12 protein-coding genes and 2 pseudogenes are annotated in these 13,902 nt (G+C 41.4%); 8 read left to right on the top strand and 6 right to left on the bottom strand.

What is annotated here, in order from left to right:
- Window positions 1-12 precede the first annotated feature (12 nt).
- The gene (locus ACSC9N_RS03885) at window positions 13-747 is read left to right on the top strand and encodes a cold shock domain-containing protein (RefSeq protein WP_278345179.1); all 735 of its coding nucleotides are present in this window, start codon (window positions 13-15) and stop codon (window positions 745-747) included.
- A 33-nt stretch (window positions 748-780) separates the two neighbouring features.
- Here ACSC9N_RS03885 and gigC read toward each other — a convergent pair whose 3' ends face one another.
- Complete coding sequence (gigC, locus tag ACSC9N_RS03890; protein WP_010327351.1) at window positions 781-1,659, bottom strand: LysR family transcriptional regulator GigC; 879 nt, start codon at window positions 1,657-1,659, stop codon at window positions 781-783.
- An 85-nt stretch (window positions 1,660-1,744) separates the two neighbouring features.
- Here gigC and ACSC9N_RS03895 point away from each other — a divergent pair, with 85 nt between their 5' ends.
- The 5 genes from ACSC9N_RS03895 to ACSC9N_RS03915 all read left to right on the top strand — a co-directional run bounded on the left by ACSC9N_RS03895 (window position 1,745) and on the right by ACSC9N_RS03915 (window position 6,689).
- Entirely contained in the window at window positions 1,745-2,506 is a 762-nt protein-coding gene (locus tag ACSC9N_RS03895; protein WP_010327350.1) for a ferredoxin--NADP reductase, read from the top strand.
- Between the two features lie 132 nt (window positions 2,507-2,638).
- Complete coding sequence (locus ACSC9N_RS03900; protein WP_010327349.1) at window positions 2,639-4,306, top strand: sensor domain-containing diguanylate cyclase; 1,668 nt, start codon at window positions 2,639-2,641, stop codon at window positions 4,304-4,306.
- 77 nt (window positions 4,307-4,383) lie between these two features.
- Window positions 4,384-5,406 (top strand): hypothetical protein, encoded by a 1,023-nt coding sequence (locus ACSC9N_RS03905; protein WP_029575092.1) that lies wholly within the window; start codon window positions 4,384-4,386, stop codon window positions 5,404-5,406.
- Between the two features lie 118 nt (window positions 5,407-5,524).
- Window positions 5,525-5,848 carry an endonuclease domain-containing protein gene (locus tag ACSC9N_RS03910; RefSeq protein WP_010327347.1) on the top strand — a complete coding sequence of 108 codons (324 nt, stop codon included), beginning with the start codon at window positions 5,525-5,527 and terminating at the stop codon, window positions 5,846-5,848.
- 151 nt (window positions 5,849-5,999) lie between these two features.
- Entirely contained in the window at window positions 6,000-6,689 is a 690-nt protein-coding gene (locus tag ACSC9N_RS03915) for a hypothetical protein (protein WP_129556767.1), read from the top strand.
- Window positions 6,690-6,730: 41 nt separating this feature from the next.
- Here ACSC9N_RS03915 and ACSC9N_RS03920 read toward each other — a convergent pair.
- The 3 genes and pseudogenes from ACSC9N_RS03920 to ACSC9N_RS03930 all read right to left on the bottom strand — a co-directional run.
- Window positions 6,731-6,886: pseudogene (locus ACSC9N_RS03920) on the bottom strand (hypothetical protein); the annotation flags it as partial.
- A gap of 35 nt (window positions 6,887-6,921) precedes the next feature.
- Window positions 6,922-7,518, bottom strand: a complete 597-nt coding sequence (locus tag ACSC9N_RS03925; RefSeq protein ID WP_439036114.1) for a hypothetical protein — start codon at window positions 7,516-7,518, stop codon at window positions 6,922-6,924.
- A gap of 62 nt (window positions 7,519-7,580) precedes the next feature.
- Window positions 7,581-10,475 (bottom strand): valine--tRNA ligase, encoded by a 2,895-nt coding sequence (locus tag ACSC9N_RS03930; RefSeq protein WP_010327342.1) that lies wholly within the window; start codon window positions 10,473-10,475, stop codon window positions 7,581-7,583.
- A gap of 184 nt (window positions 10,476-10,659) precedes the next feature.
- Between ACSC9N_RS03930 and ACSC9N_RS03935 the strand changes: the two genes are divergently transcribed.
- Window positions 10,660-11,334 carry a hypothetical protein gene (locus ACSC9N_RS03935; protein WP_010327341.1) on the top strand — a complete coding sequence of 225 codons (675 nt, stop codon included), beginning with the start codon at window positions 10,660-10,662 and terminating at the stop codon, window positions 11,332-11,334.
- Between the two features lie 12 nt (window positions 11,335-11,346).
- The gene (locus ACSC9N_RS03940; RefSeq protein ID WP_010327340.1) at window positions 11,347-12,153 is read left to right on the top strand and encodes an SDR family NAD(P)-dependent oxidoreductase; all 807 of its coding nucleotides are present in this window, start codon (window positions 11,347-11,349) and stop codon (window positions 12,151-12,153) included.
- A 94-nt stretch (window positions 12,154-12,247) separates the two neighbouring features.
- On the opposite strand, the pseudogene ACSC9N_RS03945 reads toward ACSC9N_RS03940, so the two are convergent.
- Both ACSC9N_RS03945 and ACSC9N_RS03950 read right to left on the bottom strand, forming a co-directional pair.
- A pseudogene (locus tag ACSC9N_RS03945) lies at window positions 12,248-13,283 on the bottom strand (agmatine deiminase family protein).
- A 180-nt stretch (window positions 13,284-13,463) separates the two neighbouring features.
- Window positions 13,464-13,901 carry a YbjQ family protein gene (locus ACSC9N_RS03950; RefSeq protein ID WP_278345181.1) on the bottom strand — a complete coding sequence of 146 codons (438 nt, stop codon included), beginning with the start codon at window positions 13,899-13,901 and terminating at the stop codon, window positions 13,464-13,466.
- Window position 13,902 lies beyond the last annotated feature (1 nt).

The following is a 13,902-nucleotide window of genomic DNA, read 5'->3' on the forward strand; positions in this document are numbered from 1 at the left end:
ATAGAGCAGATTATGTTTCTGAAAGGAAAAATCAAAAGCTTTAGTACCTCCCGTGGTTTTGGTTTCATTGAGGTGGAAGGGGATATTGATGATGTATTTTTTCATATCAAAGATTTGCCACAGCACAACATTGAACCCAAGATTGGTGAAGTACTTCAGTTTATGATTGTAGAAGACCAAGGCAAGTTTAAGGCTGGCAATATCCAGCGGCTTGGTCTGTCCTCAGAAAGCAAAGCAACGACATCACCAAATAAGAAAAAAGCACGTACCCAAGCCTCACCACGTTACCATGAGGCAGGGCATAAAAGTACCATCATCACCGTGATTGGGATCATCATCGTCGCGGCATTGGGCTTTTTGATCTATGGGAAATATCAAAGTTATTATAGTGCAGAAAAACAGCGTAAAGCTGAGCAGTTGATGCTCGAGCAACAACAGATTGTAGAAGAACAGCGTAAAGCTTTAGGAAAGTTGCCCGATCAAATCCTATCTGAGCAAGGGAAGCGTAATTTAGATGCAGGTCTGCATCAGACCAATCAACCCCGTTCTGAACGCGTAACGGAAAGTATTGATAAACAAAACGGTCGTTTACCTGTCAGCACTGGACAGTTTAAATGCGATGGACGTACCCATTGCTCCCAAATGCGTTCTTATGAAGAAGCGGTTTACTTCTTAGGGAATTGTCCAAATACCCAAATGGATGGGAACAATGATGGTGAGCCTTGTGAGCGCCAATTTGGGAAATAAAAAAGCACCCTTGGGTGCTTTTTACTTACTTACTTATTTTTCGCAGAATTTCATAAAGGCTTTGAGTCCTGGGCCTTGGTACTTCTGACGATGCACCAACATGAACAGTGGACGTGTGAGAGACCAAAACGGCGTATCAAGCACCACCAACTGGCCTTTTTCGCGCAAAGGTTCCGTTGCCAGTTTTGAAATGCATGACATCCCTAAACCACCTGCCACGATTTTTAAAATTGCTTCATTATGACCCAAGGTCAGACGGATATTGGCATCAGGCAAGTCTTTTAAAATAGCATTATCAAACACTTCACGCGTACCTGAACCTTCTTCACGCAAGATCCACTCGACCGATTTAAAGTCTTCAGGTGTTAATGTACGATTTAACTGCGCCAAAGGATGATCTGGTGCACAGCAGACGGCTAACTCATCGTCACGCCAGTGAATACATTGCAGTTGCGGCAAGTGACAAGAGCCTTCAATCAGGGCCAAATCTAGTTGGAACTGATTCACCGCCTCAATCATTTGACGGGTATTACCAACTTGCAGCTGTAAATGGGCTTGAGGTTGAATTTGTAAGAAGTCAGCCATCAGGTCAGGCATGAGGTAGTCACTGATGGTCAGGGTTGCACCCAAACGTAAATCAATGCTTTGTAACTCACCTTTAGCGGCTTGCTCGAAAGCATCACAGCGACCCAAAATTTCTAAAGCTTGTGGCAGCAGGAAACGACCCAGATCATTGAGCTGAAGACGCTTACCTAGACGGTCAAACAGTGGAGCCCCTAAACCGTCCTCTAGATCTGCTAAAGCCATACTCGCAGCACTCTGGGTGAGTCGAACCGCATCACTGGCTTTGGTTACTGTGCCTTCTTGAGCAACTGCTACAAAAACCGCCAACTGGCGTAAAGTCATGCGCATGAATATAGCCTTAACATTTAAAAAATATTAACAAATTATGTGGTCATGCTAACATGAGCAACGTCTTTGATGCCACGCTGAAATCATGTCAATTGAAAAATTTAGCCTAGAAAAGGTTTTATCCGTACACCGTTGGACCAATACACTTTTTAGCTTCACCATGACGCGACCTGCACATTTTAAGTTTACCGCAGGACAATTTGCCCGTATTGGCATCAAAGTGGGTGATGAATTGGTGGTTCGAGCGTATTCGGTGGTGTCTTCTCCCTTTGATGAAACTTTAGAGTTTTTCTCGATTGTGGTGCCTGAAGGTGCATTTACTTCGAACTTACAACACTTAAAAGTCGATGATGACATCTACCTTGAAAAGATCCCGTACGGTTTTTTGACTTTGGCGCGTTATCAGTTGCCGTTACCAAAAGACTTATGGCTACTTGGTACAGGGACAGGGCTTGCACCTTTTATTTCGATGTTGCAAGACTTTGAGACGTGGTCGAAGTACGAGAGCATTACGCTGGTTTATAGCGTACGTACAGCCTCTGAATTAGCGTATGCAACACGTATTCAAGAAATTGCAGAGACCTTTGGTGAAGGACATACAGGCTTTAAATTTGTGCCGATTATTACACGTGATCCACATGCGCCACTGCATGACCGCTTACCTGTACTGATTGAAAATGGTGACTTGGAAAAAGCAGTCGGTTTGAGCCTGAACCCTGAAACCAGTCATGTGATGCTGTGTGGTAACCCGCAAATGGTCGAAGACACCAAAGAAGCCCTAAAAGCACGTGGTTTGACGATGAACCGCCGTGGTGAAGGAAATATTGCGGTCGAAAACTATTGGTAAGATTCAAAAGCTCACATGGATAGCGATATCAAAGTATTGCTAAAACATCGCTTTAGCACAGAGAAAGAGTCGAAATATCGCGCAGGTTTTGTTGTTGACTGAAACACTTTAAACTGAGGAGCAGTGGGGTAAATGCTAAAAATGGATTCATTTCGTAATCGATTGATGGTGTTATTTGCTGGTTTGGCGTTTACTTTGGGGCTCTGTATTACCTTATATATCGGTAAAACTGCTTCGGCTCAAATGAGTAAATCCAGCGGTCAAACCTTATATATTGCTGCGAAGAGTATCAGTAATACTTTGGCAAATTCGTTGACAGAACGTGAACGGGAAATGGTGCTTTTGAGTCAATCACCGTTTATTGCTGAGGCAGACTTTAATAATCCACGTGTTCAACAGCAACTCGATCAAGTTAAAAAATCATATCAATATTATGCATGGCTTGGGATTGCTAACCCCGAAGGTAAAGTCGAAGTTGCGGCAAACCATTTATTGCAAGGTGCAGATGTATCTGAGCGGGATTGGTTTATTCACGGTTCCAAGCGAGTATATTTGGGCGATGTACACAAGGCTGTTCTGCTCGCCAAAAAAATCAAAGCCATTAACCCGAATGAACCGATGCGTTTTATTGATTTTGCGACTCCCATTTATGACCCTACGACGCATAAAATAAATGGCGTTTTGGCTGCGCATGCAGACTGGAGCTGGGCAAGCCATGTGCTGAAAAGTTCATTGTCTGAAAATGCCGCACAACGTGGGATTGAAGTCTTTATTGTGAACCAAGCGGGTGAAATTCTGTATCCGTTTAAAAGTATTGGTCAGGTGAACCCTCCGAGTTTTAGTAAACAACATGGCAATTACTTTGTGCATGACTGGGGAGAAGGACAAAACTACCTCACCACGGATGTTCCTGTATTTTCAAAAACACAGATGAACTTAGGTTGGCATGTCATGATTCGCCAGCCAGTTTCGATAGCCTTGGTAGAAGTTCGGTCACTGCAACATCAAATCTTAGCTATTGGTTTTGTGATTTCATTACTGCTACTTTTTGTGACTTATCGCTTAGCGAATCGTTTTAGCCGTCCAATTGAAAACTTGGCAAAAAGTGCGCATGCAGTCGAGCAGGGACGTGAAGATGTTTACTTTGAGGCGAATACCAGTATTCGAGAAATTAAAGGCTTGTCACAGTCATTAAATAGTATGACCGACACACTGTTGACACAAAAACATCAGCTAATGGATGCCAATACAACGCTTGAGCAAAAGGTTCAGGAACGCACAAAGGAACTTAAAGCGGCCAATATAGAATTAGAAAAGTTGGCACGGCATGATGCACTGACAGGACTATATAACCGCCGTGCTTTGACCGATTATCTGGATTATTTATACGCTCAGTTTACACGTAGTCACGTGGGCTATGCGGTGCTGTTGTTGGATGTGGATTACTTTAAAAAAGTGAATGATCAGTATGGGCACGAGGTGGGTGATCGAGTCTTAAAAGGGGTGGCGCAGGTGTTGTCCTCGAACATCCGTGAGTCGGACTTTGTTGCTCGTTATGGTGGTGAAGAGTTTGTGGTGTTGTTACCCACGACCACGCTTGAAGGTGCAATGGTTTTGGCTGAAAATCTACGACAAACTGTCGAACAAGCCCCAATTTTGGATCAGCATCCCATCAGTATTAGTATCGGGGTGAGTGTGGTTCAGGTTACAGATAGCGATGCACAGACCGCCATGCGCCGTGCAGACCAGCATTTGTACCAAGCTAAAGCGCAAGGGCGTAACCGTGTGGTTGCACTTTAACATTGAGGCTTTGACTGTGGCAGATTGGAGTGATCTGCTACACTGAAGTATCTTCTGCTTTACTGTGCATTGTTGTGATGTCTTACGATATAAAAATGAGCCAACTGCCTAAGGTTGAGCGCTCCCCGCAGCAGAAAAAATTAAATCGTTTAATTGATCAGATTGAACAGCAAAAACAAGAGCTGGCAGCATGGAAAAATGCGCAAGCCGACATTCGAAACTATACACGCAGTAAGCTTTTACCTGTGTATAGCGAGTTACACACGGTTTTATTTGCACAGCTTGATACCCTGTGGAAGCACTTAGCCAGTGACGCCTTTAGCAAAGTTGATCTGGCGCAGATTGACACCAAAATAGCCGCTTTAGCCAAGATGCTAAAAAAATCTCAGATGCTAACTTCCGTGCAGAAAGAACAGGTAGAGAAAGTGGATACTTTCTATATGCAGCATGCAGAGCATGTATGGGCGAAGAAAACCAAAACGAACTCAATACAAAATCATGACCTCGCTGAAACGGTAGTACAAAACGTGGATGTGGACTGGGAAAATTATGAATACGATTCTACCCAGTATGACGCAGAGCGGGAACGTGCCAAGCAGTTAAAACAACAAGAAAAACGTGAGCAAGCAGCCAAAATGGCAGTGCAGTCGCTGAAAACGGTGTATTTAAAAATTACCGCGATGATTCACCCAGACCGTGAACCTGACGAAGCGAAGAAGTTGGAAAAAACTGAGCTTTTACAGAAGGTCAATGATGCTTATGCAGAGCAGGATTTATTTTATTTACTAAAACTTCAGTTACAGCTAGAGACCAATAAAGGCTTAAGCTCAAAAGCTTTAAGTTCTGAACAAGTGAAGTTTTATCAGTTGTCTTTAGAAGCACAGAGTCAGAATTTGCAAAGTCAGTTAGAAGAGATTTTTGCGTCTTTTCACTTAAGCAGTCATATCAATACCAAACAGCTCAAAATGAGTGATGTGTATAAGGTGGTTGATAAGGACGTTGCTGAGTTAAAGCAACAGTTGAAGTGGGAAAAAGAACGTTTAAAGCATATGAAAAAGGTGAGTGGGGTCGAGATGTTGTTGGAGCATGGGGTGCTTTAATGCTTTTCTCCCTCTCCCTTAGGGAGAGGGAGCTGCAAGTGATTTTATAGCACCATGAATTTAATAATGAAAATTCCCTCTCCTTTTAGGAGAGGGCTAGGGAGAGGTAATAATAAAAATGATAGACCCACAATTATTAGAATTCGCCAAAACTATGCGAAGCAATGCCACAGATGCAGAACATTTAATATGGCAATTACTTCGTGCTAAACGATTTATGAATCTTAAGTTTCGCCGTCAGCATGTGATCAAACCTTATATTGTGGATTTTTACTGTCATGAAATTGGTTTGGTCATTGAGTTAGATGGAAGTCAGCATGGCACAGACGATGCGATTGAGTATGATGCCGAACGTAGCAATTTTTTAGAGACTTTGGATTTGAGTGTGGTGCGTTATTGGAATCATGATGCTTTGAGTACTAATGTTATAGCCTATGAATAGTTTGGATGGGACTAAAATATACATGACAAGTTTTTCAATCACTTTCTTACTTGCTTAAGTGGAAAAATGATGCTATCTAATCTTAAATTTTTGATTAATAACTAGTTGTTATAGAAACTGGCGGTGTGTTTTGGATTTTAAGAAGAAAATTTTGGAACTTCAACCCACAGAGTTGATGGTTTTAATAACGGTTTTATTAGTGATGTTAGGAGGTTCGAACCTCTATGCATATTTTAGTACTTTGGGGGTGGAATTTTTAATTAAAGATATAACAATATCTTTATTAGTAATGTCCACCTTTAAGCTATTCATATTCTTTTTATTATGCTTTGTTATAGCATATATAATATTCCAATTAGGAGTTCTTTTAGCATTTATATTAAATGTAATTTTAAGTTTTTTCAATTTTGAAAATATAAAAGAACATTCTTCTTTACTTTGGATTTTTGTTGCCTCTCTTCCCTCATTGTTTTTTTTAGTTTATTGTCTTCAATATGAAGATTTTAGATCACTTATTCTATTGATTTTTTTTAGCTGTACTGCATTAATATTTAAAGAAATTAACAATAAGTTTTCAATAGAGGATATAAATGTACTTATTTGTTTGTTAATTTCATGTTTTGCTATAGGGAATTATCAAGCAAAAGTTGATTCAGATGTTACAAGAAGTAAATTAGCCAAAGTTGAAAATTATGCTAAAAATCAAGATTGGAGAATTTTAACTTATCTAAATGAAAATGTAATTCTGTTAAATTTGAAAAAAGTTAATAATAAAACTGAATTTAAAATAGTTAAATTTGAAAATTTGGAGTTTTCAGTTGATAAAAAAAGTTATGAATAATCAGCTCTTTATACTACAAATTAAATCAAACTACCAACACATTAAAGCGCTGCAATCTGCTCCATATTCGCTTTAATTTTCGTTAACTGGTCCGCAAACTCAGCCAATTTTACTTTTTCACCTTCAACCACAGCCACAGGAGCTTTCGCTACAAAGCCTTCATTAGAAAGTTTGGTGGCAATTTGGTCATGCTTCTTTTACTTTTATATGAGTTTTTACGATCAGTTTTTAATTAAAAATTAATATATATTAGATAAATACAGTCTTTTCTATCAAATGATGTAGTTTCATCAACTATTATGAGATTCTCCTTTAGTTCTTTTGATAGATTGATATAATGTTGATTTGCTGCTCTTACTGATTGATTTTCAAGAAAAACCATAAATTTAAAATATTCTGTCGTATTTAATTTTGACTTAGTCTTACCATAAAGTAGGTTATTTAAATCTTTAGTTATACCATTTCGTTGAGCAGACCCATATTTTGTCCCACCATTAATTGGAATATTACACTTAACTTCAGCTATCAATTTTATAATTTCATTTGAAACAAGATCATAACCATTAGTACTAGGTTTTATGGATAAAATTTCATCGGTTAATTTTTGTTTTGACTCTTGAGAAAGATGAAACTTTTTTGAAATCCAATTAACAAATGAAATTGTTATTTTCATGGTTAATAGGTTATTTATATCAGAGAGAGCCATTTTCAAAGAAATTATTTTATCACTGTCAAGACGACTATAATAATCATCTTCTGGAAGAGAAAATTGCGTGATAAAAAAATTATTTAATCTACTTTTAAGTTCTTCTTCACGATGATATTTCATAAAAATAAAGGGCTGAATAATCAGCCCTTTATATTACAGATTAGATTTTTAATTACAACACCTTAAAGCGCTGCAATCTGCTCCATATTCGCTTTAATCTTCACTAATTGGTCAGCAAACTCAGCAAGTTTAACTTTCTCGCCTTCAACTACGGCCGCAGGTGCTTTCGCGACAAAACCTTCATTAGAAAGTTTGCCTGCAATGACGTCATGCTGCTTTTGCACTTTGTCTAAGTCTTTTTGCAAACGACCCAATTCCGCTTTCGGGTCAATTAACCCTTTCATAGGAACAAAGACAGACACGTGACCTACAACAGATGAAGAAGACAATGGTGGTTGTTCACCGTCAGCCAAGAAAGTAATGCTTTCCACTTTCGCCAAGGCTTTAAACAACGCTTCAATACGTGTGATCTGTGCTTTCTCAGCTTCCGTCGTGTTTTGTAGAAGCACTGGTAATAGACGTGCATTACCTAAGCCCATTTCACCACGGATGTTACGTACTGCACCAATCAAACCTTGAAGCCATTGCATGTCTGCTTCAGCCTGTTCGTTTACACGCTCAGGGTTAGCAACAGGGTACTGCGCCAGCATAATGGTTTCGCCAGAAATACCGAGTTTCGGTGCAAGTGTTTGCCAAATTTCTTCAGTCAAATACGGCATGATTGGGTGTGCAAGACGTAAAGATGCTTCCATCACCGCAAGAAGTACACGACGAACTTCAGCTTTACGCTCAACCGATACGTTTTCATCATTCAGAACAGGTTTCGTCAGTTCGACATACCAGTCACAGTATTCATTCCAAATGAACTCGTAAATTGCTTGTGCAGCCAAGTCTAAACGGTAAGTTGCAAAGGCTTGTTGTACCGCAGCTTCTGCTTTTTGCAGACGGCTCAAGATCCACTGTTCAGGCAATTCCCAAAGGTCTTGACGAACTTCGCTACCAATTTCTTGATTTTCACAGTTCATCATTACGAAACGGGTTGCGTTCCAGATTTTGTTGGCAAAGTTACGGTAACCTTCAACACGTTTCATGTCGAACTTAATGTCACGACCTGTGTTCGCCAGTGCACAGAAGGTGAAACGAACTGCGTCTGTACCATAAGCTTGAATGCCTTCTGGAAACTCTTTACGGGTTGATTTTTCAATCTTCGCTGCTTGTTTCGGGTTCATTAGACCTGTAGTACGTTTTTGTACCAAAGTCTCAAGGTCAACACCGTCAATCAAATCCAGTGGGTCAAGCACGTTGCCCTTAGACTTCGACATTTTTTGACCTTCGCCATCACGAACTAAACCGTGAACGTATACCGTTTTAAACGGAACTTGTGGCGTACCATCTTCATTTTTCATGAAGTGCATCGTAAACATAATCATACGAGCAACCCAGAAGAAGATGATGTCAAAACCAGTCACTAACACATCAGTTGGGTGGAAAGTATTGAGGAAATAGTTTTCCGCATCGATCGAAGCATCGCCAGTCCAACCAAGGGTTGAGAACGTCCACAGTGCAGAAGAGAACCATGTGTCCAGTACGTCTTCATCTTGGCTAAGCGCAACATCAGCAGGGATGTTGTTTTTGGCACGGACTTCAGCTTCGTCACGACCCACATAGATGTTACCTTCAGCATCGTACCAAGCTGGGATACGGTGACCCCACCAAAGTTGACGAGAGATACACCAGTCTTGAATGTTGTTCATCCACGCCATGTACATGTTGCTGTACTGTTCAGGCACGAACTTGATGCGACCGTCTTGAACCGCTTCAATGGCAGGTTGAGCCAATGGTGCAATTTTTACATACCATTGGTCTGTCAATAATGGTTCAACGATCACACCTGAACGATCACCACGAGGTGGTTTCAAGGTGTAGGGTTGGATTTGGTCTAACCAGCCTTCAGCTTCAGCTTGTTCAACCAATTTTTTACGTGCTGCAAAACGCTCTAAACCAATATAGTCCGCAGGGGCAGCAATGGTTTTCGAGATTTGTTCGCCCGCTTTCGCGATGTATTCAAACTCTGCCAACACTTCTGCATTTTTATTGAAGATATTGATGATAGGCAATTCACAACGCTTGCCAACTTCATAGTCGTTAAAGTCATGTGCAGGCGTAATTTTCACACAGCCTGTACCGAATTCTTTATCGACATATTCATCTTTAACGATTGGAACGGCACGACCTGTAATTGGCAGGATTATGTTCTGACCCACAAGGTGTGTATAGCGTTCATCATCCAGTGCCACAGCAACTGCAGTATCACCTAACAATGTTTCAGGACGTGTGGTCGCGACAACAATGTGGTCTTTACCATCATGGGTACGTAGGTTTTTATCTTCAAAGAAATATTTGAAGTGCCACAGTGAACCTGCTTCTTCTTTATCTGACTCAACTTCGAGGTCAGAAAGCGCAGTTTGCAGTTTTGGATCCCAGTTCACCAAACGTTTGCCACGGTAAATCAAGCCGTCTTCGTGCAGTTTAACGAACACTTCTTTTACTGCATTGGATAGACCTTCATCCATCGTGAAGCGTTCACGCGACCAATCGACTGATGAACCTAAACGACGGATCTGACGGGTGATGGTGTCGCCTGATTGCTCTTTCCATTCCCAGATTTTTTCGATGAATTTTTCACGGCCAAGGTCATGACGGCTGACACCTTGAGCACCCAATTGACGTTCAACTACCATTTGCGTTGCAATACCCGCATGGTCTGTACCCGGTTGCCATAAGGTATTTTTACCTGACATACGGTTGTAGCGGGTTAACGCATCCATAATGGCATTGTTAAAACCATGACCCATGTGCAAGCTACCGGTGACGTTTGGTGGCGGAATCATGATACAAAATGACTCACCTTTTTCAGAGGGCTTGAAATAGCCACGTTCTTCCCAAGTTTGGTACCATTTTTTCTCGATCTCGGTCGGATCGTAAGTTGTAGCGATATTTTGCGCTGAATCAGTCATAGTTCAAACAGTTCAAAAGTAGATAAAAAATTGCATCTATTGTAGCAAAGAAATCGCAAATGGGGGCATGTAAAGCAAATGCGTTGATCTAGCAATTGCGACATGATGCAGAGCGCTTTATGATGTGTCTAAACCTAGAGTGCGCTTTGTTCGCAGTAAAAAATCAAAAAAAGGGGGGATCACTATGACTTATCAAATATCATTAAAATTAAAACCTGAAACTCACCAACGCTTTGCCCACATTCATCAACAGCTTAATGCCGGCGAAAGCCAAAACCTTGCCAAACCTTTGGGTGAGGTTTTAGCGGATATTTCATGTGAAGTGATTGATCAAGTCTTTGGCGATCTTGCACGCTTGTCTACCTCAGTCGATGGGGAGTCTGAGAAAATTATTCAGCACATTGTGGACACTATGCGTAAGTACATGCCGTGGTCTGTGTCTTTTTTTTCAAATGACCGTCTAATTCCAATGGTGAATTATCTAGAGCAAAGGATGTATGACACCGAGAACATGCATTTTTTAAGCTACCCAGTCGAAAAAACCTTAGTTACCGAACTTTTGGGTTGTGCGGAACAGATGGAAAAGGGCAATAACAGTTATGTTGCTCCAGCTTTGAAGGTATTTACGCAAATTGTCGATCAAGGGGTGACCAGTCTGGTCCGTGAACCCAAAAAAATGCTTAAATTTAATCTGGTGGTCGATAAAACACTAAATGGGGTGATTAACTTAACGACCCAGTTGGGCTATAAACGTTTTGATAAGTTAGGGCGTATCTATGATGCGCAGATGATGAGTCAATATTTCGATCATTTCCTGACTTTTTTAAATGATCAATCTGCAAATAAAACTTCGGTATGAGGCAATAAGGACATGGCACAGTTAAACAGTTTAGACGCTAAGGTGGTGTGGATTACGGGGGCATCTTCAGGGTTAGGAGAAGCACTGGCTAAAGAATGTGCTTTACAGGGTGCTGAGGTGGTCCTCACGGCAAGACGTTTTGACGAACTCGAAAAAGTTCGTGTCGGGCTGCTCAATCCAGATCAACATATTTCCATTTGTGCCGACATTACCGATGAAGCTCAAGTTCGTCATGCCTATGAGCAAGTGCTACAGAAAAAAGGTCGAATTGATTGGCTGATTAATAATGCGGGTTTAAGCCAGCGTGCCTTGATTGCTGACACCAGCATGCAGACTGAACGTGCGATTATGGAAGTGGATTATTTTTCACAGGTGTTTTTAACCAAAACCGTTCTACCGACATTTTTAGCGCAAAAATCTGGCCGTATTGCCTTTGTTTCGAGTGTTGCGGGGTTGTTGGGGACGCAGTACCGTGCCAGCTATTCAGCAGCTAAGGCTGCCATTCATATGTGGGCAAATAGCCTGCGTGCCGAAGTGGCAAACGAGGGCGTAGACGTATCGGTGATTTTCCCGGGCTTTGTTAAAACCAATGTCTCGTTTAATGCTTTAAATGGCGAGGGTAAACCACAGGGTCATCAAGACGAAGCGATTGAAAATGGTTTAGAACCTGATATTTTTGCGCAAACGGTGGTGAGTGCTTTGCTTAAAGGTGAAGAATACATCGTAATCGGTGGGCGTAAGGAGAAAATGGGGGTTCTGGTGTCTCGTTTATCGCCTACAACGTTGTATAAAATGATTCGTAAGATGAAAGTGAAGTAAATTGAAAAAGGCAGGAGGAACGTCACTTCCACCTGCCTTTTTGGGGATGTTGTTCCCATATTCCCTATACTTTGATAGGGGAGATAGAGTTGTACTACTTACTGATTTTATTTAAATAGTTTAAAAACAATTCCGCATTTTTCCCACGCACTTGCCAAGACAAACAGCGCACACCGCCGCCCATATGACAGACATTAGAAGACTGTATTGGGACAACAGTACGTTTGGTTACGCTACGAATTTGTTGTAAAGCGACAGTATCCTCTTTAATCCCAAATTGCGGGAAGTAAATCCGTTCAGGCGTCACCAGCATATTGGTGTATAGGCCACATGCAGAACCAAATTTTTCATCGTAGATTTCACTGCCATCATAAGGGGTGATGATTTCACGAATTTTAACATTGGGAATACCGCGTTTTAAATCGGCTTTGAGTTGCTTAGCATAGTCGGGATCTTCAGGGTAAGAGTTAATTACCAAGGTATTTTGGTCGACAAAGCTGACTACGCCATCGGCATGTTCCAAGCCCCCTTGTTCATCGGCTTCAATGAACGCAATCTGTTTTGCACCCGTCAGCGCCATTAATTTCTTACGGGCTTCACTTTCGGTGAGCTTGTTATCCGCTAGGAATTTGGTGCTGAGGACGACATTGCCATAACCACCTTCCACCCAGTTTCCGCCATCATTCAATAGTTTGCTTTGCGTAAACTGTAAGCCAGCCTTTTGGCTGTAGTATTTAAACTCGTCTTGCACTTCATCTGAAATGGCCTGACCTTTTTTAGCGCCACCTTGTCCTGCCGCCGTGTAGCGGAACATGATGGGTTGAGCTGGGTTGGCGCTGGTGAAGTCGCGCATCCAAATGTCATGCATCGGTGCGATTGCCACATGCTTTTTGCCCAAGGCTTTGACATAGTCGGGGTAGAGGCCCTTGTCCGTCAGAACAACGACATTGTCTCCATTTTTAATAATTTTTTTTTGCATAATCGACGTGAAAATCAAAAATATCATCAATCATTTTTGCATAGTACGCATCATTACTTTGAGGGGATGCCAGTACAATTAATTCAGCTTTGGCTACAAGTGGAATCATGCTGAGTACAGCCATACTTATTTTTAGTGCTAAAGATTTCATTATCTGTGACCTATTTACAGTGCAGGTAATGTCCATTTTTATTGTGTTCAGTGTAGAGAATTATGCTCTAGTGAGCAATCTACCATCCGAATGTACGATAGAAGGTGAGCGAGCATGAGCTATTTTGAACGCTCATGCTGTTTGAGTTTAGTGAATGGATGATTGGTCAATAGTCGCTGTTTAAGGATTTTGAATGGCAGTCCCATAAGCAAAGACTTCAACCATACCGCCTTGCATACCCATTTCTGTGGTCGCCAATCGCATACAAGCGATATGCGTTGCGCCGTGTTTTTCCGCTTCAAGTTTGAGTCGGACGATGGCTTCACGACGAGCACGATCTACAACACTTTCATAGCTGGTGAGTCTACCCCCAAAAAAGTTTTGCACGGTCGCCAATACATATTTGAAGTAGTCATGAGAAATCACAACATTGCTGCTGATCATCTGCCCAGACTGTTCGAAGCTTACTTTGCGTAAATTACCCACAGTAATGTAAGCAAGACGCTTCTCATTTTGTTCAAGCTCTGCCAAATGTTTGCGTTCGTTATAACGACCAAAGCCAAAACCGACGCTAAAGAGCACCGCAAAGATCAGCAGTTGGAAAACTAAACTTTCCATC

Source organism: Acinetobacter sp. PC34 (assembly GCF_051789135.1).
Taxonomy (GTDB): Bacteria; Pseudomonadota; Gammaproteobacteria; order Pseudomonadales; family Moraxellaceae; genus Acinetobacter; species Acinetobacter johnsonii.